Below are 25563 nucleotides of genomic sequence, written 5' to 3' on the forward strand. Positions count from 1 at the left end.
AGCGGGGCACGCGAAGTATCGAGACTCACGCCGAGCCGTTCTCCTGCGGGGCCGCGACGTCGAGCAGAATCTGGCCGACGATCTGCGCCGGGGTCACTCCGTCGAACTCGGCTTCCGGCTCGAGCACGAGTCGGTGAGCAAGTACCGGCATCGCGAGGTCGCGGATGTCGTCGGGGGTCACGTAGTGACGGCCGTGGGCCGCGGCCCACGCCGACGCGAGGCGGACGAGGGCGAGGGCACCGCGCACACTCGCGCCGAGCCGCACCTCGCTCGCGCGTCGGGTGGCCTCCACGAGACGCACCGCGTAATCGGCGACGAGAGGGCTGACGTGCACGCGGCTCACCAGATCCTGCGCCTGCGTCACCATTCCCGTGCTCACCACCGGGGCCAGCGGCTCGTGGTGCGATCGGTCTCCCTGCAGGATCCGCGTCATCGCCGCCTGATCGGGGTAGCCGATGGAGGTCTTGACCATGAAGCGGTCGAGCTGCGCCTCGGGGAGACGGTAGGTGCCCGCCTGCTCTACCGGGTTCTGGGTCGCGATCACCATGAACGGCGTTCCGACGTCGTGCGAGGTGCCGTCGACCGTGACGCGCCCCTCTTCCATCACCTCGAGAAGCGCCGACTGCGTCTTCGGGCTCGCGCGGTTGATCTCGTCGGCGAGCACGACGTTCGCGAAGATGGGACCCGGGTGGAACTCGAATCCGCCGACACGCTGATCGAACACCGTGATGCCGGTGATATCGCCCGGAAGCAGGTCGGGGGTGAACTGCACGCGAGAGCTCGTACCCTGGATCACCTGACCGAGCGCGCGCGCAAGCGCCGTCTTGCCCGTGCCCGGAACGTCCTCGAGGAGCACGTGGCCGCCCGCCAGCACGCACGCGAAGACGAGTTCCACAACGCGACGCTTTCCGTGGATCGTCTGCTCGACCGCGTCGGCCGTCGTGGAGAACAGCTGCGCCACCCACTGCGCCTGATCGGGGCTGATGGCGTGGGTCGTGGTCTCCTGCTGCGACTGCGGCTGCGAGGTCATGCGGCTCCTTGTGCGGTGGTGGTGGTCGGTGAGGCGGCGGGCTCGGGTGCGAGCGCGGGCTGTAGCTGGGTGAGGCTCGCAGCGGGATCGGCATCGCCGGTTCCCGGGTCAGGGTCGTCCGTGCCGGGGTCCGGATCAACGGCACACGCGGGAACGTTGAGGGTCGCGTTACTGAACGAGGGCGCCCCACCCCCAATCCATCGAATTGTGATCGGCACATTTTCAGGGGATGCCGCGCCGGCACTCAGGCGTGCAAAAGCTGGGTCGGTTCCTGAGAACGCAAACATATTCCGCAACTCGGACTCATTCGGCTCGTTCTGAGTGTCGTAGCACGCGCCTGCAGGGAGCGTGATCGTGACCTCGCGCGGTGCATTAATTCCGGTCACAGTCGATGCTTCCGAGCACTGCTCGTCCTTCAGTGACCCTACGCACTGCTGTACCGTGACGCCCTCGGCGAATACGAACTCCTCCGTACCCGTGTTGCTGAACTTGAGTCGTGTGTCGTCATACTTCTCAACCGTGAGCATCGGCGAATCATCCGAGTTTTTCACGAGGTTGTACGAGGCGCCGGTCTCCGTCATCACAGGCTCCGAAGAAATGGTGTACCGCACGGACGGCGCCTCAAGAGTCCGACCGATGATCTCGAGGTTCGTCTCGGCAATGCGGGCACCGTAATCACTCTCCATACAGACGAGTCCGTGATACGTACGGTACTTCTGCAGACCAGTGAAGTCCGGGGATGGTTGTCCGCCCGTGCAGCTGAGATTGCGTGAGGCACGATCTACCACATACGTCGTACGTACAGCTTCGTCAGCGTGCGCCCCCTCTCCAACCACGGAGATCGCGGCGGTAGTGTCACCCGTGCTCCTCAGCGAAGCGCTTTCTAGGCGCGGAGCGCCAATGACGAATCCGTCGGCCTGTGCGGCGGCTCCCGTGCTGCTTCCCCCGCCGATCTCAGGCACGTCGAACCGCGTGACGGGCGTCACCGTAAACGAAATCGACCCAACAGCGAGTCCGGTGTACTCCCGGCTTCCGGTGGCGCCGTCAATCGTGCCGCCGTCGGTTCCGCGATACGAGACCGTGTACTGCTTCGTATCGCTCGCCCCGGAAACGGAGAGTCGTACGCCGCCATGAGTCTGGTCCTGATTGCCCGGGTTCTTGATGGACTCCACGCTCACCTGAGGCGCAGCGGGTGCCGCATAGGCCCACGCGGTGACCGTGCTCGACGAAGCCGAGGTCCCCACCGCGTTCACGGCCTGCGCGCTGAAGTCGTGTTTCTCGCCGTTCGCCAGGCCGGTCGCGACGCACTGGAACGTCGAAGTGCCGACGGCCGAGCAACTCGGCGAGCCTCCGCCCGCGAGCGTGACACCGGTGACGTCCGGGTGCGCGGGTCGACCGGCCAGCGTCACGGTGAAGCTCGCGCTGTTCGCGGTGTATCCGGTCTGCTGAATGCTCGGTCGGCTCGGGATCCCCTGCGCGTCGAACTCGATCACGCCGTCTCCGGTGCGCCCCTGTGCATCCACCACGGTGAAACCGACGCGGCAGGTGCCGCCGACCTCCGGGCCTCCAGGCCACGACACGGAAACGGAGCTATCGCCGACGCGAGTGAACTTTCCGTAGGAGCACCCCGTACCGCTCACCGAGACCAGCTTGAGACCACCGCCGCTCTTACCCGCGAACGGGTCGTGCTCGCCCGGCACGCCCACGAGCTGCGCCTGGCACGCGTCTCCGACGGTGCACTTCAGCGCCACGGTGGCGCCCTGCGGCAGGTCGCGCGGCGCCTGCCCCACGCGCAGCGTGAGCGCCGCCCGCGAATCACCGGCTCCCGACACCGACACCGAGACGGCTTCCTGACTCCCCGGCACCGCGTCGGCTCGGGCGACGACCGAGACCTCGGATCCCTGCTGCGTGACCTCGAAGAGAGAAGTTCCGCCCGACACGTCGAAGCGGAGCTTCGAGGCGTCACCCTCGCGTCCGCCCTGCCACGTCACCATGTCACTGAGTGAAATCTGCGCCTTCGCCCCGGGAACGATCGTCCGGGTCAGAGCGGTGGCCTGCGCGGTCGGTTGCTTCGGCACGACGACCACGCCGACCGGCAGGGTACTCCACGCCCGCTGCCCGACCAGACGCGCCTGCACGAGGCACGTGTCGGTCCACGGGCCTTCCTTCCCCGCGCTGTATCGCAACGTGTCCTCCGACACTGCCTCACAACGGCCCTGCGAGCGACCGCTCGTGAAACGTTGCTCGCGCAGCTCGACGTCGTCGCCGGGGCCGACGTCGACGAGGTCGCTCACCCGCGCATCCTTACTCGCATCCTCATCGACGCGCAGCGGTGCGAGGTTCGGCTTCAGGGTCAGACGCAGCTCATCGAGTGAGGGCACGACGAGCAGTCCGTAGCTCGCGATCTTGCGTCCCGAGTTGTCCGTGCCCGAAAGCTTGAACACCACCGTGTCGCCCTCTGGTCGATACTTCCCGACGATGCGATTGTCAGTAACTCGATAGTCGTCTCGCGATCCTCCCCAGAGCGAGAGGCTCAGCGTAGAGACGTCACCGGTCGCCCAGCGCACCGAGTCGGCAACGACGTCGACGCCGGCGTTCTCGAGTTCCGCGCGATCCCGCACATTCAGCACCGTGTCCGTCACTACTGGTGCCTGAGCACCGGCGCGCTCCGAGGTCTGCACAACGATCAGTCCATCGGCCGTGCTCTTCGTCGCCTTCGACCGCACCGTGTACCGATACGACACCGCACCGAGCTCTCGACCGGGCTCGATCGACACCCGACCCGCTTCGAGTTGCGACAGGTCGATGCGCTTCGCCAGTTCCCGCGCCTCCGAGCTGTCCGCGCCACCCGGCACGTTCGGCACGACCTCTTCGAGAGTCAGCTCTCCCCCCGCAGGGTCAACATCGTTATCGAGAGGATGAATCACGGCGGCCCGGCTCTTCGGTGTCAGCCGCGCAAAGTCCGTCGAGGCCACGATCGCGCTCGACTCGGCGGCGGGCACAACGATAACCGACAGCGTTCCTTCGGCCGTGCCGCCCTGAGAGTCCCGCACCGAGTACGTCAGCGACACGGTAGCGGCACTCGCCCCGCTCGCCGCGCTCACACGGATCGCGTTGCCCGCCGGAGCCACGGTCGCCGTGATCCCGGCGTCGGTGTTGCCGTCAACACTCATCACGCGCACCCGGTCGCCGTCGGGGTCGACTCCCGAGAGCGGGATCCTCACCTCCGCAGTTCCGCCTGAGCTCACGCGGGCGGTCACCGCCGCGGGCTGCGGGTCGCGGTTGGATCCGCTGGGAAGCACGGTGACGATGACGGAGCCCACATCGCCGGCCGCGGGATCGCTCGCCCCGAACGCCGTATAGCTCAGACGATAGGTGCCCGCCTGCTTCGGCGCGAGATATCGGAGGACGTTGCCCGAAGCGAAGGCGAGCTCGCCGCGCGTCCGGGAACCGACGACGTCGGGGTCGAGCAGCAGCCGCTCGCCGGGTCCCGCGACGTCATTATCGAGCACGCGGATATCGACGACATCGCCGGCTCGCACGGTCGCCGTGTCAGCGACTGCGACCGCACCCGTCGTGTTCGTTTCGGGCACCTGGAACACCGTCAGCGTTCCCGTTGCCCGCGCGTCACCCTCGGCCACGCTGACTTCGGCAGACCCGATCCGCCCCGCGCCGCCATCGGCGGTGCTGCCGGCGACTCGCACCTGCGCGTGGTCGATGACGTCGGCCTGCAGTTCGCCGTCGGTGACGTCGACACCCGCCACTGACAGGGACCGGGATGCGCCACCCGGAATGGCATCGAGAATCTCGACAGTGGTGTCCGCGAGCGGTCGCACGAAAGCGCGCAGAGCCGGCAGCGTGAGCGGAGGGCCGGCAGGCGTCGCGGTGACCCGCAGCGGACCGGTAATCTCACCGCCCGTGACCGTGTCCCGGACCGTCACCGTCACCGTCGCGCTCCCGGCCTCCGAAGCTTCGATCTCGACGCCACCATTCGCCGTTTTCGGCACGACCCGCATGGTGCCGCTCGGGTCCACCGCATCGAGCAACGCGTAAGAGCCCGAACCTCCCGCGACGCGCTCGAGCGGACGCACCGTCGCGGTGTGGCCGACCTGCACGGTCGACGCTGTCGCGGTGAATTCCGGGGTGGCTCCCGGGTCGATGACGAGCGTCAGTTCTCGCTCGCCCGTCGCGCCGCGTCCGTCGGTCACCGCCACGCTCAGGGCGATCTCGGAGGCTCCTGCGTTCGGATCGGTGTGACGCACGGCGAGTCGGCCGTCGGCGGTCACTATCGCGCGCACGGGATCGTCGGAGCGGAGTGCTGTGACATCCGACAGCGTCATAACGTCACCCTCGGGATCCACCCACCCTTCGAGCAGCGGAAACACGAGGGTCCCGCCGGGGGCGATCGCCGGGACGCGCCAGTCGCGCTGGCACCCCTCGACCGGGCACCAAGCGGGCGCCGAGTTCGCCTCATCATCCGCGATCGTGACGGTGACGGTCGCGGCCTCCGACACCAGGGCCCCGTCGGTGATTCGATAGGTGAATGTGGCGGACCCGGTCGCCCCATCGACCGTCTGCACCGTGAGCGACTGCCCGTCAGGCAGCAGTTGCAGCGTTCCGAACTTCTCGGGGAGCCCCTGCTCGCTCAATGAATCAGGCACGATGGTGAGCACGTCGCGCTTGTTCGCGTCGTAGTCATTCAGCATCACGGGCAGCGGAGCAGATTCTCCCGCGCGCACGCCGAAAGCGTCGTCGACGGCCGTCGGCGCGACCTGCTCGGTGACGTCCTCGACGACCACCGTGCCGCGATCCTCCTTCGGCGGGTCCGAGATCGTCCACTGCGACAACGGGATCAGGTCCCCGGCGGGCAGCGTCCACAGCATGCCGGTGCGCATTTCGTTCAGCACGCCGCGCGCACCGTTCGAGCGGATCACGGGCATCAGGTCGCCGGAGTCGCGCGCGGAATCGTCGATCTCGAGGGGCTTCTCCCCCTCCTCCGGCGTCCACATGACCCCGGAGTTCTGCCCTAACCATGCCGCGTAGACCGTATTGCCGACGTACTTCGGCTGCGCGGGGGTGCCCGTCGTCTCCACCTCGCGGCTCGCTTCGCCATCCTCGCTCACGCGAATCAAGCCGCTCGCGTCCGCGATCAGCGTGTCGCCGCCGCCTCGCACACCCGCGCCGCCGGAAGCCTGGAGGATCGCGGAGCCGTCGAGCTCCACCTCGGCACGCGCGCCGCCCTCGCGCCACAGCTCGCCGCTCTCCGCGTCGAGCAGCACCCAATCCCCGGAAACGAGCGCGAGCTGCGGCATCGCTGCGTCGCCCGCTTCGGCCGGAACCTCGGCAAGGCCGTCGAACGTACGTGTCTGCGCGTCGAAACGACGGACGCCGTCATCGTCGGCGGAGTACATCGCGAGCTCACCATTTTCTGAGAGCGCGATCGCGGATGCGCGATACTCGGGTGCTTCCTCCGTGGCGGATCCGGGTTCCTCATCCGTTCCGCTCCCCGTGGCGCTCTCCGCGTCCGCACCGCTCTCGGCGAGCGGGTCGATCCGCTCCAGCGATCCTAAGCGGGCCTCGAGATCAGCGGTCAGCTCGCCGAACTGCGGAGAACCGGCGGTTGCTGAAACCGCGGGCGCCGCGCCCTGTGTCGCTTCGCCGGAAACCACGGGGTCCGCGAGTTCTCCGAGATATACCGCGCCGTCTTCGGTGCGCACCGCGACGAAACGGCCAGCGCTCTCCACGTCACGGGCGCCGTCGGGCATTCTGACCGCCGCAGCCGCTTCGGCACCGGCCCCGTCGCTCTCGCTTTCGTCACTCTTCGAGGTCGAGTTCGAGACGGTGTCGGCCGATCCTGACTCTTCGCCTGCTGCGCCACCCGCACTGCCGGCGCGCTCGTTGAGATCAATCGGGTTTGTAGCGTCGACGGGCCACGCCCGGCCGTTGCCATTCGTGAGCACCGCGGCGCGCTCGCCCGCCTGCAGCACTCCGCTCGGGTCCGCAACCTTGCGAACGAGATCGAGTTCGCCCGTGTCGGTGTTCACACGCGCGTACTGGCCCGCATCGCGAGCCACCCAGACGCCGGGCTCCTGTCGCGGCGTCTCTCGCGCGTCGTAGCCCTGCGCGATCACCGCGATCGTCGCGACGAGCGCGCAGCAGACCACGCCCGCGATCCACCACTGCAGCTTGCGCAGTCGCCCGCGCTCCACCCCCTTCGGAAAACTCACCCGCCGCCTCCGCTGAGGGCGAGAAAGACCCCGGCGGCAGCCGCGACCACCGCGAGCGCGACGCCCGCGCCGATGAGCCCGGCGCGCAGGGGCGATGTGGGCCGATCGAGGATCAGGCCGTCGGTATCGGTTCCCCGCCGCTGGGCGAGCATCTCTGCGCGCGCTTCGGCCCGGGTCACCCGCCCGACCGTGCTTACGACTGGGCCGCGCGTCCCCGGTTGCACCGCACCGGAGCGCGGCAGCCAGGCCTCCGCGACGATCTCGAGGGGCGTCACGTCGAAGCCGTAGCTCCGCTGCAGTCCTTGCAAAGCCTCGCCGAACGCCGCCATGGATGCGTACCGCGCCTGCGGCTGCTTCCGCAGCGCCGTGGAGATCACCTCGTCGAACTGCTCGTACCCCTGCGCACCGGGGATCGCCTGATACACCGCCTTCGAGATGCGCTCCGTCAACTTCGCCCGCGAATTCTGCGCACGATCGGCCAGTTCGAAGGGTGACCGGCCCGCTGCAAAGGAGTACAGCGTCGCGCCGAGCGACCAGACCTCGGTCGCCACACTGCCGGTGCTCCGCAATCCGACGATCTCGGGAGCTGACCACGGAATCGACATCGCCATCTCGCCCTCGATCTCGCGTCGACCCAGCACCTGCGCGATGCCGAAGTCCGACAGCGCGGGCCGACCGAGGGTCGTGAGCAGCACGTTGGACGGCTTGATGTCGCGGTGCAGCACGCCGGCGCGGTGCGCGGTCTCGAGCGCGCCCGCGATCCGCACGCCCGCGTCGAGCACGTCTTGCAGCCGCGCCGGATTGCCCTTCGTGAGAGCGCCCATCGATGCCGGGCAGAACTCCATCGCGAGATACGGGTGACCCTCGAGAGAAATGCTCGCCTGATAAATGGAGACGACCGACGGGTGGCTGCTGAGCCGAGCCATGACGTCGGCCTCGCTCTCGAACACCTCTCGCAGCGCCTCGACGGCGTCAGATCCGCGGGCGGCGCCATTCAGCACCTTCACCGCGACCAAGCGCCGCGGCATGTCCTGCTCATAGAGGAAGACCTGTGCGAAGCCGCCCGACCCGAGCGGGCGGACGTAGCTGAACCCCGGGATGGCGGGGGCTTTCTTCGGCGCCCGCTCAGCCACGGAACCATCCCCAGAATGGTGCGGGGCCGAGGCTCTCGCCTGACTCCGATGAACGCCTCGCGCGCGACGGCACGCCGAATGGGGCGTATCGGTTGCGGAGCGTCACGAGAACATCCTAAACGAGGTGTATCGGGAGTGGAGCACGTTATCCACAGGGGTTCGATCCGCTCACGGGGCCCGGCAGTGCCGTTGCCGCACCGTGAGCGGTGGGCGGTGGACGGTGGGTGATCCGCCCCCGAAAACAACCCGGCCCCCGACCGCGTATGCGATCGAGGGCCGGGAGCGACTCTCTTTAGAGACCCGAGACGTCGAGCGGGATGCCCGGACCGAAGGTCGTCGAGACGGCGCCCTTCTGCACGTACTTGCCCTTTGCCGAAGACGGCTTCAGGCGCGAGATCTCGTCGAGCACCGAGTTGATGTTGTCGGTGAGCTGGTCAGCCGAGAACGAAGCTTTGCCGACGATGAAGTGCACGTTGGCGTGCTTGTCGACGCGGAACTCGATCTTGCCGCCCTTGATGTCGGTCACAGCCTTCGCTGCGTCCGGCGTCACGGTGCCGGTCTTCGGGTTCGGCATGAGGCCACGGGGGCCCAGCACCTTACCGAGGCGACCGACCTTGCCCATGAGCTCGGGGGTCGAGACAGCCGAATCGAAATCGGTGTAGCCAGCGGCCACCTTCTCGATCAGCTCGTCGCCACCGACCTCGTCGGCGCCCGCAGCGATTGCAGCCTCAGCAGCAGCGCCGGTCGCGAACACGATGACGCGCGCGGTCTTACCGGTGCCGTGCGGCAGGCTCACGGTGCCGCGGACCATCTGGTCGGCCTTGCGGGGATCCACGCCGAGCTTGACGGCGACCTCGACGGTCGAGTCAGTCTTGGTGGAACCGGTCTCCTTCGCCAGGGCGACTGCCTCGGCGGGAGTGTAGAACTTGTCTGCCTGAATCTTCTCGGCAGCGGCGCGGTACGCCTTCGACTTCTGTGCCATATCCCTAGCCCTTACTCGACCGTGATGCCCATGGAGCGAGCGGTGCCCGCGATGATCTTCGCCGCAGCGTCGACATCGTTCGCGTTGAGATCAGCCTGCTTCTGCTCGGCGATCTGGCGAACCTGCTCTGCGGTGACCTTGGCCACCTTGACGGTGTGCGGAGTGCCGGAGCCCTTCTGCACGCCAGCCGCCTTCTTCAGCAGCTCGGCTGCCGGCGGAGTCTTAAGCACAAAGGTGAACGAGCGATCCTCGTACACGGTGATCTCGACCGGGATAATGTTGCCGCGCTGGGATTCGGTCGCAGCGTTGTACGCCTTGCAGAATTCCATGATGTTGACGCCGTGCTGACCCAGCGCAGGACCCACGGGGGGTGCGGGGTTGGCGGCGCCGGCTGCGATCTGAAGCTTGATCAGACCGGTAACCTTCTTGGCCTTTGCCATGATTGTTTCCTTTCCGTCGAACTCGCGCGGATGCGCGTGCTCTCCCGCATCTCCGGCCGTTCCGGAGCGCGGTGCGTGTTTGCTTCGCGCGCACTCAGGGCGCTCGCGGACGCAAACCATGTAAGTCTACCCCGGATCCGCGCTGCGCGCGACTCGGCCTGCGCGCCGTCGCGCTCGCGCGCCGCCCGGAAGAAATCCAGCGGAAGCAGCGAACGCCCCGCTCCGAAGAGCAGGGCGTTCTGAAGCGCTTTGTTGAGCGGCTCGCTCAGACCATCTTGGTGACCTGGTCGAAGCTCAGCTCGACCGGGGTCTCGCGCTCGAAGAGCGAGACGAGCACCGTGAGCTTGCCCGCAGCCGGGTTGATCTCGCTGATCGTGCCCGGGAGTCCCTCGAAGGAGCCCGACTTGATGGTGATCGTCTCGCCGATCTCGAAGTCGATCTCCACATTGCCCTGCGCCGCGGCGTTCGCAGCAGCCTTGCCACGAGCGGTCTCAGCGGGCTCGAGCTCGACGGTGCTCTTGAGCATCTCGAACGCCTCGTTGATGCGCAGCGGCACGGGGTTGTGAGCGTTGCCCACGAAGCCGGTCACACCCGGAGTGTGGCGCACGACGGACCAGGTGGTCTCGTTGAGGTGCATGCGAACCAGCACGTAACCCGGGATGCGCACGCGCGTCACCATCTTGCGCTGGCCGTTCTTGACCTCCATGACCTCTTCCATGGGGACCTGGATCTCAAAGATGTCGTCGACCGCGCCCATCGTCTCGCGACGGTTCCACAGATTCGACTTCACCTTGCGCTCGTACCCCGCGTAGGTGTGGATCACGAACCACTTGCCCGGGCGACGACGCAGGTCCTTCTTGAAGGCCTTGTACGGATCTTCGCCGCCCTCTGCATCCTCGGCGGATTCCTCAGTCTCCTCGTCGACGATCGCGCTCGCGGCCGCCTCGGCCTCTTCGACGTTGTCGATGTCGAGCGCATCCTCAACCGCGGCGTCAGCTACGGGGTCAGTCGACTGCACGAGGGCGTCGAGTGCCGCGTCGAGGTCTGCCTCGGGGTTGTTGTTCTCGCTCGTCATGCTGCTTTCCTTGTTTGCGGTCGGTGCGGTCGCCGGCGATTAGCCGAGCGGTGTACCGAAGATGAAGACCGTGACCCAACCGAAGACCTGATCGAGCGCCCACACCAGCGCCATCATCACGATGACGAAGGCGATAACGACGATCGTGAAGTTCACCAGCTCTTTGCGCGTCGGTGTGACGACCTTCTTGAGCTCGGCGATGACCTGCTGGATGAACAGAGCGACCCGGCTGAACCAGTTGCGCTTGGCGGCACGATCCGCCTTGGCGCGCTCAACGACGTTGCCGCCTTCCTCGATCTCAGTGCTGCTCATCGCCGTTCCTTTCGGGTCCCCCACCCGACGCTCGAGACGTCACATGGGCTGGCAGGGCGGACAGGACTCGAACCTGCAACCTGCGGTTTTGGAGACCGCTGCGCTACCAATTGCGCCACCGCCCTATGGACTTGCTTCTACTCAATTTCCACTCCTAGAAGGCATAGGAAATTTTGGCAGAAGTCAACTACCGGGAATCACTCTACGCGATCCCCCCGCCCATGTCGAACTGACGCCTATCGCCCCGGGCGCGTCGTCAAGCCCTTCGGCCCGCAGATGCGGGTGTCGGAGGCCCAGAGTAGGATCGTCGCGTGAGCCACATCTCCCGTGTATCGAAGAAGATTTCCGCAATTGCCGAGTCAGCGACGCTGAAGGTTGACGCGAAGGCGAAAGCCCTCCAGGCAGAGGGTCGCCCCGTCATCAGTTACGCCGCTGGTGAGCCCGATTTCGCGACGCCGCAGCACATCGTTGATGCGGCACGCGCTGCGCTCGATGACCCGAAGAACTTCCGCTACACAGCGGCGGCCGGGCTGCCCGAGCTGAGGAAGGCGATCGCCGAGAAGACGGCACGCGACTCGGGTTGGGCCGTCGACCCGTCGCAGGTCGTCGTGACGAACGGCGGCAAGCAGGCCGTGTATCAGGCGTTCCAGGTGCTCCTCGATCCGGGCGACGAGGTGCTGCTCCCGGCGCCGTACTGGACCACGTACCCCGAGGCGATCCAGCTCGCGGACGGCGTCGCGGTCGAGGTGTTCGCGGGCGCTGACCAGAACTACAAGGTGACAGTCGAGCAGCTCGAGGCCGCTCGCACCGATCGCACGAAGGTGCTGCTTTTCGTCTCTCCCTCGAACCCCACCGGTGCGGTCTACTCCCCGGACGAGACCCGCGCGATCGGCGAGTGGGCGGCGGCGAACGGCCTCTGGGTCATCGCGGACGAGATCTATCAGAATCTGACGTACGACGGCGTTCGCGCCGTGTCGATCGTCGAAGCCGCGCCCGAACTGCAGGATCGTGCGATCCTCGTGAACGGCGTCGCGAAGAGCTACGCAATGACAGGCTGGCGACTGGGCTGGATGGTCGGGCCCGCCGACGCTATCAAGGGCGCCGCTAACCTGCAGTCTCACCTCACGTCGAACATCAATAACATCGCGCAGCGCGCCGCTATCGAGGCCCTCACCGGCCCGCAGGAGCCGATCGAGGAGATGCGCCAGGCCTTCGACCGCAGGCGCAAGCTCATCGTCGAGGAGCTGAACAAGGTCCCCGGGTTCAACTGCCCGAATCCTGAGGGCGCGTTCTACGCCTACGTCGACGTGACCGCGGCGCTCGGCAAGACGTACCGCGGCGTGACGCCGACGACGTCGCTCGAGCTCGCCGACCTCATCCTTTCGGAGGCCGAGGTCGCTGCGGTTCCGGGCGAGGCGTTCGGCCCGAGCGGGTACCTGCGCTTCAGTTACGCGCTCGGAGACGAACCCCTGGTCGAGGGCATCCGACGCATTCAGGCGCTGCTGAGCGAGTAGCTCCAGAGTCGGTCTTTCGCTGATGAACGCGGGGGCGGCACAGGATCGGGCGATCCGGTGCCGCCTTTCTCGTTTTTCGCGAACTTCACCGAACTTCGCGAACGTCACCGATCTTCGCGGGAATGAAACCCGAACACCTGCGTTATATTTGTATGCAAGCGCATGTAAATGGCGCAACTTGAAGCCCGACAACGTCGAGCTCACACGATAAACGGGAGTCACATCATGGAATTCGGGATCTTCTCGGTCAGCGACGTCACCCGCGACCCGGTCTCCGGTGAAACGCCGAGCGAAGCCGAGCGCATTCGCGGCCTCACCGAGATCGCGGTGCACGCCGAGGAGGTCGGCTTCGACGTCTTCGCGATCGGCGAGCACCACAATCCGCCGTTCTTCTCATCCAGCCCGACGACGTTCCTCGCGTACATCGCCGCGATGACGAAGACGCTGAAGCTCTCGACGAGCACGACGCTCATCACGACGAACGATCCCGTGCGCATCGCCGAGGAGTACGCGATGCTGCAGCACCTCGCGGGCGGTCGCATGGACCTCATGCTCGGGCGCGGCAACACGGCGCCGGTGTACCCCTGGTTCGGCAAAGACATCCGCTCCGCGCTGCCGCTCGCACTCGACAACTACAACCTGCTGCACCGCCTGTGGCGCGAGGACGTCGTCGACTACGACGGCAACTTCCGCACCCCGCTCCAGGGCTTCACGAGCACGCCACGCCCCCTCGACGACGTGCCCCCGTTCGTGTGGCACGGCTCGATCCGCACCCCCGAGATCGCCGAGCAGGCCGCGTACTACGGCGACGGCTTCTTCTCGAACCACATCTTCGCGCCCTCCGAGCACTCGCTGCGGCTGATCCGCTTCTACCGCGAGCGTTTCGAGCACTACGGCCACGGCACCCAGAAGCAGGCGGTGGTGGGCCTCGGCGGCCAGGCCTTCATGGCGAAGAACTCGCAGGACGCCGTGTCGCAGTTCCGCCCCTACTTCAATGAGGCACCGGTCTACGGCCACGGCCCCCGCATGGAGGACTTCACAAGCCAGACGCCGCTCACCGTCGGCAGCCCGCAAGAGGTCATCGACAAGACGCTCGGCTTCCGTGACATCTTCGGCGACTACCAGCGGCAGATGTTCCTCATCGATCACGCCGGCCTCCCCACGAAGACGGTGCTCGAGCAGCTCGACCTCTTCGGTTCGGAGGTGCTGCCCGTGCTGCGCGCCGAGATGGCGAAGGATCGCGACCCCGAAGCCGCCGAATCGCCCTCGCACGCCAGCCTCGTCCGTGCCAAATACGGTGATGAGGCACCCCGACAGCCGCGTCCGAACGCGAATCGCGGCGACAACGTGACAGGCGGCTCGCCGTACCAGGACTCACCCGCGAAGAGCGGCGCGGCGTTCGGCCTCGGCTGATCCCGAGCCTCGTGCTGGGGCGGAGTTCGCTCTCTCGTCCCAGCACCCCCGCCCTACTCACGTAACCTAGCAACCGCACGCCAGCGAAAGGTATCAGCGAGATGGAACAGCCAGCCCGAATCGACGTGCGCCTCGCGAATGAGGCGTGGGAAGCGGTGATGTCTGCGCACTCGAAGCTGATGCAGGTGTTCGCTGCGGAGCAGATGTGGTCGGAGATCAGCATGCGGGAGTACGACGTTCTGTACACGCTGTCGAAACACGCCGAGCCAATGCGAATCTGCGACGTGCAGGAGGGTGTGCTGCTCAGCCAGCCGGCCCTCTCCCGCATGGTCGAGCGCCTCGCCGGCCGGGACCTCGTCGCGCGGGAACCGGATCCCGACGACGGTCGCGCCGTGCTCCTGCGGCTCACCGAAGCGGGAGCCGCACTTCAGCAGCAGGTGGGCCGCGCGCACGCGAAGAGCGTCGCGCGACAGCTCGGCTCTGCACTGGGCCCCGACGAGATGCAGGACCTGCGGCGGCTCGCGAGCAAGCTCGGCGGTCGGGCGTAGCGGGTCGGGTTTGCTTCGGTTCGGGGAGTGCGGATCGGTTTTGCTCTGCGGTTCGGCGGGTGCGGATCAGGTGAGCTCCGCGGGAGAGCGAAGCGCCTCCGTGGCTTAAACGGGGGCCCCTCGCGCGTCGCTGAAGCGCCGCGCGGCCCCGATGCGCCCCGGAATCGCTTCGCTCTCCCGCTTCGGTTGCTCGCGCCGGTCTGATTCTTCTTTTTAACGACTTCTTTTACTTCATACTGCCTTGGAGGCACAGCATGAATACACCGCTTGGCTCGAATGTTATTGCCCCCGAGAACGATGCGGATCGGGCACCCATGCTTCGCCGGCTCGCCGTTGTGAGCGCTGGAACGAGCGATCCCTCGACCACGACGATGCTCGCCAATCGAGTTGCCGACCACGCGGCGAAACTTGCTGCACAGCGCGGCATCGAACTGAGCATTCGCTTCATCGACCTTCGGGCGCTGGCCGCCGACGTCACGACCGCGCTCGTTTCGCAGCACGTGTCCCCCGCGCTACAGGCGGCGAGCGATGTCATGCGCGATGCCGATGCTGTCGTAGCGACGACGCCCGTCTACAAGGCCGGAGCGAGCGGTCTCTTCACCGCGTTCTTCCAAGTGCTCGACAACGACCTGCTCATCGGAACTCCCGTCGTACTCGGGGCGACGGCGGGGAGCGCTCGGCACGCGCTCGTCGTCGACGATCAGTTGCGTGGCGTCTTCTCGTACCTGCGCACGATCACCGCGCCGACCGGGCTGTTCGCCTCGCCGGACGACTGGAACAGCCGGGAGTTCGGCGCTCGCATTGAGCGCGCGGCGGCCGAGCTCGTTGCGCTCATGACCGGGGGCTTCCGGGAGTCGGTGCGCGGCGAGACGTGGGATTCGTACCAGCACTCCTTCGAGAGCGCTGCGAGCGTTGCCCGCGCCGAGCGCTCGGCGGGTGCCGAGCTCGGCATCGACCTGAGCAGCGATCTCATGCGCCTGGCGACTGGCGGCCGTTGAAGAACAACGCATCGCGTTGGGCTTCCGCGGCCGGTGCCGCCACAGCGGCAGCCTAGGGAGCGAAGCCAGGTGGGCCGCTGAGTACCAACGCATCGCGTTGGGGCTCCGCGGCCGGTGCCGCCACAGCGGCAGCCCACGGAGCGAAGCGCGGGGTGGTCGCCGTGTCGGGTCAATTACCGAGGCGCATCATGCGGGCGGCGACGCGGGCCGCCCAGCGGAGGTCGTGCGTCGTAAGCAGTACAGCCCCACCGCTTCGCGTGAAGTCGGTGATGATGCGCTCGAGGCGTCGCATTCCCTCCAGGTCCCGGCCGAGTGTGGGTTCGTCGAGCAGCAGAACGCTCGGTTCGAGCAGCAGGGCCGACGCGATCACGAGGTCTTTGCGCTGAGCTGGCGTGAGGTCGTAGGGGTGTTCCTCACTCGATTCTGCAAGGTCGACCCGCTCGAGCACGGCCTGCACCGCTCGGCGCCGTTCTTCGCGCAGTCGGGCGCGGTCACGGCGGCGGTGCGACGCGAGCGGCGCCGCACGTTCGAGTTCGCCCCGCACCGTCGCCGCGGAGAGCTGCGCGCCGGGATCCTGCCCGACCCAGCCGACGTACTGCGCCCGCTCGTGAGCTGCGAGCCGACCGAGCTCCACCACGCCCTTCGCATCGTGGGATCGGGGTAGCTTTGTGCGCGTGTCGCGGGGATGAGTGGGAGCAACACGCGCCTGAAGTTGCCCCGATCCCTCGGGGGCGGGAAGTGTCGGCGTTGAGGGGCGCAGCATGAGCTCGCCAGTCGTGCTCGCGCTCGCGCCGAGCAGCGCTCCGATGGCGCGGAGCAGCGTCGACTTGCCGGCGCCGTTTGCGCCGATGATCGCGAGCACCTCGCCGCTCGCAACGGCGAAGTCGAGTCCCTCGAACACGGCGAAGCCCTCGCGGCGGACGGTCATGTCACGTACCGAGAGCAATGGCTCCCACCGCTCGGGCTCGGGTTCGTGCTGCGCAGGCTCACACAGCTCCGGGTCTCGCTGCTCGAGCTCGCGCTGAGGTGCCGGTCGGGCGCCGGGCGCCGTGGGCACGACGCCCGCCGCCGCAGGGGCGGCGAGCTCGCTCGCAGATTCGGGATCAGCGCCACCCGCATTGCGCTTCACGATCCGAGCTGCATCGGCCGCGAGGTCGACGGTGTTCCACACGCCGTGGCGCGCGAGCATTTCTTGCGTGACCTCGGCCGACGCGGCACCGCCGGCGATGCGGCCGCGCTGCAGAAACACCACGCGATCCGCCGCTGCCGTCAGCTCGTCGTGCTGGTGGCCGGCAAGCAGCACGGCGCCGCCTCCACGCAAGAAGCGACGGAGAGCATCGCGCAGCAGCACCCGCGCGCTCGGGTCGAGCGAGAGCGCCGGCTGGTCGAGCACGAGCAGCGACGGATCGAGTGTCATGAGCCCGGCGAGCGCGACGAGCTGCCGCTCCCCGCCCGAGAGCGTGTCCAGGCGCCGCCCAGCAAGCCGCCGCATGCCGAGCGCTTCGAGTGCTCCGTCGACGTCGACCGGACGCGTGCTCCCGGTGAGCCGCGTCGGCAGCCGTATCTCGTCGTCGACGAAGCTCGTCATGCCGGTGAGCTGCGCTTCGGGGTCATCGCCGAGCATTGCGACCTCGCCCGCGGCCTCCACCCGGCCACTGACGAGACCATGGTCAGCGAGGAGTCCGGCTGCAAGGCGGCAGAGCGTCGATGTTCCCGAACCCTGCGGCCCGAGCACCGCCAGCATTTCGCCAGGCTCCAGGCTGAGGTTGATATTCGATAGGGCTGCCCGGGCATCGATGGGTTCGTCCGCGCGGTAGGCGAAACTCGCGCCGATCAACGACAGCGCCTGCGCGCGCGCTTCACGGCGCTCTGCGGCCGAGCGCGCGAGCGATCGATCCAGCGGCAGATCCGGCAACCGCTCCGGCGACGGCTCCGGCGACGGCTCAGGAGACCGATAAGACGACCGCTCACCCACGAATCGCTCCGAGTATCTCCGAGGCGCTCGGCAGGTGCACGAGACCGGAGACAGCCCCGGCGACCAGCGCGATCGACGCGAGCGGCGCAGCCCACCGGATCGCCCGCTGCACCCGCCCGTCGCGATGCTCCTGCAGACTCGCCGGGCGCCGAACCCGACCAAAGCCACGCTGTTCCAACGTGTCGTGCCGCTGATCGAGCTGCACCAGGGACGCTGTCAGAAGCCCCGCGATGATGCCGGGCAGCAGCCCCAGCCGGGTGCCTAGGCGCGCCGTGTTCCAGCCGCGAGCGGCGCGTGCTTCGAGGGCGTGAGACACCTGACCGCGCAGGAGCGGGATCAGGCTGAGCGCCGTCGCGCACACGTAGGCGATGCCGAGCGGCGCACGCAGGCGGATCATTCCATCGAAGGTGCGCGCGGAGTCCGAACCGAAAGCAAAGAGCGCGCACACCGCGATCATGGCCGCGACGCGCAGCCAGAGCTGGAGCGCGACCGCGAGGCCGTCGACCGTCACGGCAGCGGCGCCCCACCTCCACAGCACCTCGGCCCTGTCACCGGGATAGAACACGCCCTGGATCAGCCCCACCATCAGCAGCATGGGCGCCGCGAGCACCGCGAACGTCGCGGCCCAGCGGCCGAGGGCAATGCGAGGAGACGCCGCGGCGGTGATCACTGCAAGAGCCAGAAGCGTCGCGGGTACCACCGGCGAGGGAATGCCGTAGATGCAGAGCAGCGCGGAGGCGAGGAGCACGAGTTCGGTGGCGGGATGCAGGATCGCCGAACTGCCCGGCGAGGTGCGGGAGTGCCGCTCCAGGCCGGGCTCGCTCAGGCGACCCTGCATCGCCGTCATTCAGGCGGAGACGGTTTCGCGCGTTTCGCCGGCACCACGCCGGGACCGGGCGCTGAGCGACCGCATAGCGAGCGGGTAGCGCCGAACGATCCGCTTCGGGAGCGCGCGCAGCACGAGGAATGCAATGAGGAAGATGATCGCCTTGTCCGCGGTATCGGAAGCGAGGCTCTGCGCGGTAGTCGCGCCGAGCATCTCGAGGCCCGCTGCCTGAAGTGTCGCGACAATGCTTCCGGTGCCGACGCCGAGCCCGCCACCGAAGAGGAACGCGGCGACCGGCGCGCCGAGCGCTCCACCCGGGACGCCCACGATAAGCCCGGCGATGACGGCCCACCAGGCGGCTCGGAACGCGCCGAGCCGCGCGGCCCAACCGGCAGCGGCGCCGACGAACGCAGCGCCCGCGGTGAACGCGATGACGGTCGGGTTGATGGTCACGCCCCAAATGACGTTGCCGAGCACGCCGGTAAGCGCACCAGCGGCGGGACCTGCGAGCACGCCGACGATAACCGAGCCGAGCGAGTCGAGGTAGAGCGGGATGGGGGTGAGCGTGCCGACGATCTGCCCGACTGTAATGTTCAGGGCGATGGCGACGGGCATCAGCGCGTAGATGCTGCGCGGGATGAGCGGCAGAGTTCCGGCGGCGATGAGCGCAGCGCCGGCGAGGTAACCGAGCATGACCCAGAGGGTCGTGTTGCCGAGATCTTGCCCGAGCGTTGCGGGCTGCGTCACGAGTACCGCGACATAGGTCGCGATGATCACCAGTGAGCCTGCGGCGGTGAGGAGGTACGCCCACTTCGGGGCGTTCGGTCGGGATTCTCCGGGACTCATCGTGGTGACGAGCCCCTGCCCAGACACGCTATCGCGTGTGTTCATGGTCGGGTCCTTTCATCAGGGTTTCTGCGAGGTGGTCGAGAAACTGCGCGGCGTCGACACGGCGGACGATCTCGGCGTTCGCCGGACGGTTCCACCGGCCCAACCAGTCGGCGACGGTCTCGCCACGCGTTAACGTGCCGGTGAGCTCGACGTCGACCGGAGCATACGCAGTCTCGGCCCAGGGAATTGTCGCAGTTTCACGCGCTCCGCGCGATTCAGCCGCCACGTCGGCCGCGTCGCCAGCACGCGCTTCACGTTCGGCCTCCGCGCGCGCCCACCCGATCGCTGCGGCCATCACATAGGGATCGTGCGTGTGGGCGAGGTAGCCGTGGCCATCCTGCTCGTGGAACTCGAAGTAGAAGCGCAGTGCCTCACCCAGCTCGTGCAGCACCGCAGCCCATCGCCGCCTCGATTCAGAAGCCGAAGCGAGCGCCTCCTCGCTCGTCATGCTCAGAATGCGGCTGAGACGCTCCGGCGTCATCTCCACCATCTCGGTCGCCTCCAGCGGACCGATCACGGGAGCGTGGAGTGCGTCACCCACCGCCAGAGCAGCGCCGAACGAAGCGAACACGCGCGCAGCGGCCTCCGGATCGTACGTGATGTTCCACTCGGTCGTCGGGTGGGTGTTGCCGCGATAGTTGAACGCCCCGCCCATGACGAACAGACGCTTCACCAGACGCGGCAGATCCGGCTCCATCTCGAGCGCGAGCGCGAGGTTCGTGCTCGGACCGATCACGACGCCGATGAGCTCGCCGGGGTGTGCTCGCGCGGCATCGACCCAGGCCTGCGCCGCGGACATGTCGCGCACCCCGAAGCTCGGGTGCGGCAGGGCCGCGTAACCCGCCCCGGTGTCGCCGTGGGTCACCTCGGCATACTCAACGCCTCCGGCTCCGCTGACGGCACCACCACCGTGGTCCGCGAGCTCACCAACACCGACGAGCGACTGCCCATCGGGGGCCTCAGGCACATGCGGATCCTGCCCCGCGAGCGGAAGGTCAGACCCTCGATAGACCGGCAGGTCGGAGCGCCCGGCGAGCTCCAGCCAGCCGAGCGTGTTCTGCACCACCTGCTCGGTCGACACGTTGCCGCCGCTCGCCGCAATGCCGACGAGCTCCACGTCACTCTGACACAGCGCGTATGCAATCGCGATGGCGTCGTCGATGCCGGGGTCGCAGTCGAGAAAGAGGGGAATCGCGTGTGAGGGCATGCACCTATTGTGACGGAGGCCGCCGACATTCAGGAGGTCGGACCGGCCCCCGGCCGTCACGCCCCGACGGAGATATCCTCGGCCTCCTCGATCGGCGTCTCGTGCGATTGACCGATGTGCGCGAGATGACGCCCCGCGATCCCGAGCACCACCATCGAGACCACGATCGACGCCGCACCGAACCAGTACGGCATGCCGGCTCCGAGCACCTCGGCGATCGGTCCCGCGACGGCGGGAGCAATCGCGCCGCCCATGAAGCGCACACCCGAGTAAGTCGACGACGCGACGTTGCGCGGCAGATCCGTCGCTTCCATCACGGCCTCGGTGAGCGCGGTGTTCATGACGCCGAGCAGCAGCCCGCTCACGACGACGACGACCACCAGGCCCGGAAGGCTGTCGACGAACAAGCCGAGCAGCACGAGGCACACGGTCAGGGCACCGAGCATCGAGAACAGCACAGGGCGCAGGCCGAGACGGCGCGTCAGCACGGGCGCGACGAGCACCGACGTGATCGCGAGCGCGAGGCCCCAGCCGAAGAAGACGAGCCCGAGCTCGTGCGCTCCGAACTCGATTCCGACCGCAGAAGCTGCGGCCTCCATCGGGTACGGGCTGTAGGCGAGCAGCACGAAGAAGCCGAAGTTGTAGAAGAGCGCGACGATCGAGAGCGAGCGCAGGGCGGGGTTTCGAAGGGCCCGGAATCCGGCGAGAATCGAGACCTTCTCGGGAGCGGCGGGGGCAGGATCGCCATCGCGCCGCTTCGGTGCGCGCAGCAGGGCCAGGATCGCAACGAGCGCGATCGCCATCAGCGCCGCGGTGCCGAAGAACGGCCCGCGCCACGAGATGCTCCCGAGGAGTCCTCCGACGAGCGGGCCGACGGCAAGCCCGATCCCGAGCGCCGCCTCGTAGAGCACGATCGCCTGGCGAGCACCTCCCGACGCCGCGCCCACGATCGCGGCGAGCGCCGTCGAGATGAAGAGCGCGTTGCCGAGCCCCCAACCGGCGCGGAAACCGATGATCGCGTCGACCGTTCCCGAGGCCCCGGCGAGCGCCGCGAAGATCACGACGAGCACGAGCCCCGCGATCAGCGTGCGCTTCACGCCGATACGGCTCGAAACCCAGCTCGTGAAGAACATCGCGGCGCCAGTGATGAAGAGGTAGCTCGTGAAGAGCAGCATCGTCTGGCTGGGGCTCGCGCCGAGCTCGTGGCTGATCGCGGGCAGGATCGGGTCGACCAGGCCGATTCCCATGAATGACACCGCGCACGCGAAAGCGATCGCCCACACCGCGGTGGGCTGGCGGAAGATCGATGGCTGTGCCGCGGGGGCAGCTGGGGCCTGGGGTGTGCGTGTCGAGGTCGTGAGATTCTCCTTGCTTGAGCCCGCTTCGTGCGGGCGGGACGGTCGGGGGTCGTAAATCCGCGATGCGCGGGCCGAGCAGGATCGCCAGGCCGTGACGCGCGAGCGCGTTTCAGGGCGGGTGGCCTAGCCCGAGGGGTCGTCGATGCGATCCCCGAGCGACTGCATGAGCTCGGCGGCGCGCGCGAGCGTGGCGCGGTCGAAATCCGAGAGCGGCTCGAGGTGCGGTCGCACGCGGTCGGCCGCCGCGCGTCGGTAGTCGTCGAGGGCGCGCTGACCGCTCGAGGTGAGCGACACGAGGGAGGCGCGACCGTCCTCCGGATCGGGCGCGCGGCTGACCCACCCCTCACCCTCGAGCCGCTGCAGCAAACCGGTCATCGATGGCTGCGCGACGCGCTGCTGGTGGGCGAGGGCGCTGACGCGCGCGGCCCCGTGCTGTTCGAGTTCCGCCAGTACGCGCCAGGCGATGAGCGAGTAGCCGCTCCCCGCAACGCGACCGGCGACGCGAGAAAAGCGCCCGGTGACGCGCGTGAGATCGAGCGCAAGAGCATCGATCTCTGAACGATTACCTTCAGCTTTCTTACTCACGTTCGAAGAGTTTACCACTATTTACATCATGGTGCTATGTATCTATCGACGCTCTTTCGCGCCTGCGAAGCAACCGGAACACGCCCCAACGCACGACAGCGCCCGCCGACCCGGGAACGGATCGGCGGGCGCTGAGGCACCTGCGTGCAGTGAAGCGTTACTTGCCGACGTACCCGTCGGCGACGTTCAGCGCCTCGTCGATGATGTCGAGGCCCTTCACGAGGTCCTCCTCCGAAATGATCAGCGGAGGTGCGACCTGCAGACGGTTGCCCGCGGCGAACGGCCACAGACCTGCCTGCTTGCACGCGGCGACCACGGCATTGAACGGCGCAGCTGCCTCACCCGAAGCGTTGAACGGGATGAGGGGCTCGTGGGTGGCGCGATCCTTCACCAGCTCGATCGCCCAGAACAGACCCTTGCCGCGCACCTCGCCGATCGACGGGTGCTTCTCGGCCATCTCGCGCAGGCGCGGCTCCACGACTCGCGAACCCAGGTCGCGCACGCGCTCGAGGATCCCCTCCTCCTCGAAGATGTCGAAGGTCGCAACGCCCGCCGCAGCCCCCAGGGGGTGTCCGCTGTAGGTGAGACCGCCCGGGAACGGCTTCTCGGCGAAGGTGTTGTGGATCTCCTCGGAGATGACCACACCGCCGAGGGGCACGTACCCCGAGTTGACGCCCTTCGCGAAGGTCACCAGGTCAGGGTTCACATTGAACGCCTGGAAGGCGAACCATTCGCCCGTGCGGCCGAAGCCCGCCATGACCTCGTCGGCGATCATCACGATGCCGTAGCGGTCGCAGAGCTCGCGCACGCCCTCGAGGTACCCCGGGGTCGGCACGATGATGCCGTTGGTTCCGACAACGCTCTCGAGAATGATCGCGGCGATGGTGTTCGCGCCCTCGAGCACAATGGTCTGCTCGAGGTGCTGCAGCGCGCGCTCAGTCTCCTGCTCCGGCGACTCGGAGTGGAATTCCGAGCGGTAGGCGTAGGGGCCGAAGAAGTGCACGACACCCGCGTCCGGCGTACCGTTCGCCCAGCGGCGCGGCTCACCCGTCAGCGTGATCGCCGTCGCGGTCGAGCCGTGGTACGAGCGGTAGCGAGCGAGCACCTTCTGGCGCCCCGTGTGGTGGCGGGCCATGCGCACCGCGTACTCGTTCGCATCTGCGCCGCCGTTCGTGAAGAACACCGAGCGCGCCCCCTCGAAGGAGTGCTCCACGATGCGCTTCGCGAGCTCGCCGCGCACGTCGTTCGCCATGGCAGGCTGAATGGTTGCGAGGCGCCCGGCCTGATCCTGAATCGCCTTCACGAGACCGGGGTGCTGGTGCCCGAGGTTCAGGTTCACGAGCTGCGACGAGAAGTCGAGGTACTCGGTTCCGTCGTAGTCCCAGAAGCGCACGCCCTCGCCCTTCGCGACGGGGAGCGGGTTGATCGCGCCCTGCGCCGACCACGAGTGGAAGACGTACTGGCGATCGTTCTCGCGCACTTCGCGCTGCGCGTCGGTGTCGCCGAAGCTCTGCTCGGCGCCGTTCAGATCGATGTAATCGGTCATCGCTGCACCCCTTAGCTGTTGCTCGGGAAGCCGAGGTCGATCTTCGACTGATCCGGGTTCGGCCAGCGCGTCGTGACGACCTTCGAGCGGGTGTAGAAGTTGATCGACTCGGGGCCGTAGATGTGGGCGTCGCCGAAGAGCGAATCCTTCCAACCACCGAAGGAGAACGATCCGACCGGGACGGGAATCGGCACGTTGATGCCGACCATGCCCGCCTCGACCTCGAACTCGAAGCGGCGAGCTGCGCCGCCGTCACGGGTGAAGATCGCGGTGCCGTTGCCGAACTGGTGATCGTTGATGAGCTGCAGCCCCTCCTCGTAGCTCTCGACGCGAACGATCGCGAGCACCGGCCCGAAGATCTCGTCGCGGTACACCTTACTGTCGGTCTTCACGTGGTCGAGCAGGGTGACGCCGGTGAAGAAGCCGTTGCCCTCGAACTGCTGCTCGCGGCCATCGACGACGATCGTCGCACCCTCGGCCTCAGCGCCCTCGACGTACGACTCCACGCGCGCCTTGGCGTCGGCGGTGATGAGCGGACCCATCTCCGAAGCGGGATCGGTGCCGTTGCCGATCTTCAGGTTCGCGATGCGGCTCTCGAGCTCGGGGATCAGGCGATCCGCCACGTCGCCGACCGCGACCACGACCGAGACTGCCATGCAGCGCTCGCCGGCCGAGCCGTAGGCTGCCGAGATCGCGGCGTCAGCCGTGACGGTGATGTCGGCGTCGGGCATAACGAGCATGTGGTTCTTCGCGCCGCCGAGCGCCTGCACGCGCTTGCCGTTCGCTGCCGCGCGCTCGTAGATGTACTTCGCGATCGGGGTCGACCCGACGAAGGAGATGGCCTTGACGTCCGAGCTGTCGAGCAGCGTGTCGACGGCGACCTTGTCGCCGTGCACGACGTTGAGCACGCCGTCGGGGAGGCCCGCCTCGCGGAAGAGGTCCGCGATGAAGACCGATGCGGAGGGGTCGCGCTCCGAGGGCTTCAGCACGACCGTGTTGCCGCACGCGATCGCGCTCGCGATCATCCAGAGCGGCACCATGACCGGGAAGTTGAAGGGCGTGATTGCCGCGACGACACCCACAGGCTGCTTGATCGAATGCACGTCGACGCCGGTCGACACCTGCTCGTCGCGCTCGCCCTTGAGCAGGTGGAGGAGCCCCGAAGCGAATTCGACGTTCTCGAGGCCGCGCGCGATCTCACCGGCAGCGTCCGAGAGCACCTTGCCGTGCTCGCTCGTCACGATCGCGGCGAGCTCGGGGGTGCGCTGCTTGAGCAGCTGACGGAGGTTGAAGAACACGTCCGCACGCTTGGTGAGGCTGGTCTTGCGCCATCCCGGAAGCGCAGCCTTCGCCGCTGCAATCGCCTGCTCGACGGTCTCCACCGAAGCGATGCTCAGCTCATGCTGCTCCTCGCCGGTCGCCGGGTTGTAGACCGGCTGGGTGCGCTCTGCAGCGTCGACCTTCTCGCCGCCGATGACGTGGGGAATGCGTGCCATGCGTTCG

19 protein-coding genes and 1 tRNA gene are annotated in these 25563 nt (G+C 67.6%); 4 read left to right on the forward strand and 16 right to left on the reverse strand.

What is annotated here, in order from left to right; translation table 11 throughout:
* Positions 1-25: 25 nt before the first annotated feature.
* From WFH00_RS02940 to WFH00_RS02975, 8 genes are all read right to left on the reverse strand, one after another.
* Entirely contained in the window at positions 26-1030 is a 1005-nt protein-coding gene (locus WFH00_RS02940) for an AAA family ATPase (protein WP_336659107.1), read from the reverse strand.
* Positions 1027-7257 carry an Ig-like domain-containing protein gene (locus tag WFH00_RS02945; protein WP_336659108.1) on the reverse strand — a complete coding sequence of 2077 codons (6231 nt, stop codon included), beginning with the start codon at positions 7255-7257 and terminating at the stop codon, positions 1027-1029. Before WFH00_RS02945 ends, WFH00_RS02940 begins: the two co-directional genes overlap by 4 nt.
* Entirely contained in the window at positions 7254-8390 is a 1137-nt protein-coding gene (locus WFH00_RS02950) for a serine/threonine-protein kinase (RefSeq protein WP_336659109.1), read from the reverse strand. Before WFH00_RS02950 ends, WFH00_RS02945 begins: the two co-directional genes overlap by 4 nt.
* A gap of 292 nt (positions 8391-8682) precedes the next feature.
* Positions 8683-9372, reverse strand: coding sequence for a 50S ribosomal protein L1 (gene rplA, locus WFH00_RS02955; RefSeq protein ID WP_336659110.1), 690 nt, complete (start codon positions 9370-9372; stop codon positions 8683-8685).
* An 11-nt stretch (positions 9373-9383) separates the two neighbouring features.
* Complete coding sequence (gene rplK / locus WFH00_RS02960) at positions 9384-9812, reverse strand: 50S ribosomal protein L11 (RefSeq protein WP_336659111.1); 429 nt, start codon at positions 9810-9812, stop codon at positions 9384-9386.
* A 265-nt stretch (positions 9813-10077) separates the two neighbouring features.
* Complete coding sequence (nusG, locus tag WFH00_RS02965; RefSeq protein WP_336659112.1) at positions 10078-10887, reverse strand: transcription termination/antitermination protein NusG; 810 nt, start codon at positions 10885-10887, stop codon at positions 10078-10080.
* Positions 10888-10926: 39 nt separating this feature from the next.
* Complete coding sequence (secE, locus tag WFH00_RS02970; protein WP_336659113.1) at positions 10927-11199, reverse strand: preprotein translocase subunit SecE; 273 nt, start codon at positions 11197-11199, stop codon at positions 10927-10929.
* 49 nt (positions 11200-11248) lie between these two features.
* Positions 11249-11324: transfer RNA gene (locus WFH00_RS02975), tRNA-Trp, on the reverse strand.
* A gap of 186 nt (positions 11325-11510) precedes the next feature.
* Between WFH00_RS02975 and WFH00_RS02980 the strand changes: the two genes are divergently transcribed.
* The 4 genes from WFH00_RS02980 (at position 11511) to WFH00_RS02995 (ending at position 15672) form a co-directional block, all read left to right on the forward strand.
* A complete protein-coding gene (locus tag WFH00_RS02980) occupies positions 11511-12713 on the forward strand; it encodes a pyridoxal phosphate-dependent aminotransferase (protein ID WP_336659114.1) in 1203 nt (400 codons plus the stop codon).
* Between the two features lie 225 nt (positions 12714-12938).
* Positions 12939-14126: a CE1758 family FMN-dependent luciferase-like monooxygenase gene (locus WFH00_RS02985; RefSeq protein ID WP_336659115.1), complete on the forward strand. Its 1188-nt coding sequence runs from the start codon at positions 12939-12941 to the stop codon at positions 14124-14126.
* A 101-nt stretch (positions 14127-14227) separates the two neighbouring features.
* A complete protein-coding gene (locus WFH00_RS02990; RefSeq protein WP_336659116.1) occupies positions 14228-14674 on the forward strand; it encodes a MarR family winged helix-turn-helix transcriptional regulator in 447 nt (148 codons plus the stop codon).
* Positions 14675-14928: 254 nt separating this feature from the next.
* A complete protein-coding gene (locus WFH00_RS02995) occupies positions 14929-15672 on the forward strand; it encodes a CE1759 family FMN reductase (RefSeq protein ID WP_336659117.1) in 744 nt (247 codons plus the stop codon).
* Positions 15673-15841: 169 nt separating this feature from the next.
* On the opposite strand, the gene WFH00_RS03000 is transcribed toward WFH00_RS02995, so the two are convergent.
* From WFH00_RS03000 to WFH00_RS03035, 8 genes are all read right to left on the reverse strand, one after another.
* Positions 15842-17647: an ATP-binding cassette domain-containing protein gene (locus WFH00_RS03000; protein ID WP_336659118.1), complete on the reverse strand. Its 1806-nt coding sequence runs from the start codon at positions 17645-17647 to the stop codon at positions 15842-15844.
* Positions 17640-18494 (reverse strand): energy-coupling factor transporter transmembrane component T family protein, encoded by an 855-nt coding sequence (locus WFH00_RS03005; protein ID WP_336659119.1) that lies wholly within the window; start codon positions 18492-18494, stop codon positions 17640-17642. Before WFH00_RS03005 ends, WFH00_RS03000 begins: the two co-directional genes overlap by 8 nt.
* Entirely contained in the window at positions 18495-19364 is an 870-nt protein-coding gene (locus WFH00_RS03010) for a histidine kinase (RefSeq protein ID WP_336659120.1), read from the reverse strand.
* Positions 19348-20571 (reverse strand): nucleoside hydrolase, encoded by a 1224-nt coding sequence (locus WFH00_RS03015; RefSeq protein ID WP_336659121.1) that lies wholly within the window; start codon positions 20569-20571, stop codon positions 19348-19350. The genes WFH00_RS03010 and WFH00_RS03015 overlap by 17 nt, the downstream gene beginning before the upstream one ends.
* A 56-nt stretch (positions 20572-20627) precedes the next feature.
* Positions 20628-21875, reverse strand: a complete 1248-nt coding sequence (locus WFH00_RS03020; protein ID WP_336659176.1) for an MFS transporter — start codon at positions 21873-21875, stop codon at positions 20628-20630.
* A gap of 177 nt (positions 21876-22052) precedes the next feature.
* On the reverse strand, positions 22053-22514 hold the full coding sequence (locus WFH00_RS03025) for a MarR family winged helix-turn-helix transcriptional regulator (protein ID WP_336659122.1): 462 nt from the start codon (positions 22512-22514) through the stop codon (positions 22053-22055).
* A 157-nt stretch (positions 22515-22671) separates the two neighbouring features.
* On the reverse strand, positions 22672-24060 hold the full coding sequence (locus WFH00_RS03030) for an aspartate aminotransferase family protein (RefSeq protein ID WP_336659123.1): 1389 nt from the start codon (positions 24058-24060) through the stop codon (positions 22672-22674).
* An 11-nt stretch (positions 24061-24071) separates the two neighbouring features.
* Complete coding sequence (locus WFH00_RS03035) at positions 24072-25556, reverse strand: CoA-acylating methylmalonate-semialdehyde dehydrogenase (protein ID WP_336659125.1); 1485 nt, start codon at positions 25554-25556, stop codon at positions 24072-24074.
* Positions 25557-25563 lie beyond the last annotated feature (7 nt).

The sequence above is a fragment of the Leucobacter sp. USHLN153 genome (assembly GCF_037145615.1).
Lineage (GTDB): Bacteria > Actinomycetota > Actinomycetes > Actinomycetales > Microbacteriaceae > Leucobacter.

Excerpts from the sequence above, each read along its gene's own strand:
- WFH00_RS03035 (WP_336659125.1), bottom strand. The coding sequence starts at position 25,556 with ATGGCACGCATTCCCCACGTCATCGGCGGCGAGAAGGTCGACGCTGCA.
- nusG (WP_336659112.1), bottom strand. The coding sequence starts at position 10,887 with ATGACGAGCGAGAACAACAACCCCGAGGCAGACCTCGACGCGGCACTC.
- WFH00_RS02985 (WP_336659115.1), top strand. The coding sequence starts at position 12,939 with ATGGAATTCGGGATCTTCTCGGTCAGCGACGTCACCCGCGACCCGGTC.
- secE (WP_336659113.1), bottom strand. The coding sequence starts at position 11,199 with ATGAGCAGCACTGAGATCGAGGAAGGCGGCAACGTCGTTGAGCGCGCC.
- WFH00_RS03015 (WP_336659121.1), bottom strand. The coding sequence starts at position 20,571 with ATGCCCTCACACGCGATTCCCCTCTTTCTCGACTGCGACCCCGGCATC.
- WFH00_RS03005 (WP_336659119.1), bottom strand. The coding sequence starts at position 18,494 with ATGACGGCGATGCAGGGTCGCCTGAGCGAGCCCGGCCTGGAGCGGCAC.
- WFH00_RS03030 (WP_336659123.1), bottom strand. The coding sequence starts at position 24,060 with ATGACCGATTACATCGATCTGAACGGCGCCGAGCAGAGCTTCGGCGAC.
- rplA (WP_336659110.1), bottom strand. The coding sequence starts at position 9,372 with ATGGCACAGAAGTCGAAGGCGTACCGCGCCGCTGCCGAGAAGATTCAG.
- WFH00_RS02990 (WP_336659116.1), top strand. The coding sequence starts at position 14,228 with ATGGAACAGCCAGCCCGAATCGACGTGCGCCTCGCGAATGAGGCGTGG.
- WFH00_RS02995 (WP_336659117.1), top strand. The coding sequence starts at position 14,929 with ATGAATACACCGCTTGGCTCGAATGTTATTGCCCCCGAGAACGATGCG.
- WFH00_RS02940 (WP_336659107.1), bottom strand. The coding sequence starts at position 1,030 with ATGACCTCGCAGCCGCAGTCGCAGCAGGAGACCACGACCCACGCCATC.
- WFH00_RS03010 (WP_336659120.1), bottom strand. The coding sequence starts at position 19,364 with ATGAACACACGCGATAGCGTGTCTGGGCAGGGGCTCGTCACCACGATG.
- rplK (WP_336659111.1), bottom strand. The coding sequence starts at position 9,812 with ATGGCAAAGGCCAAGAAGGTTACCGGTCTGATCAAGCTTCAGATCGCA.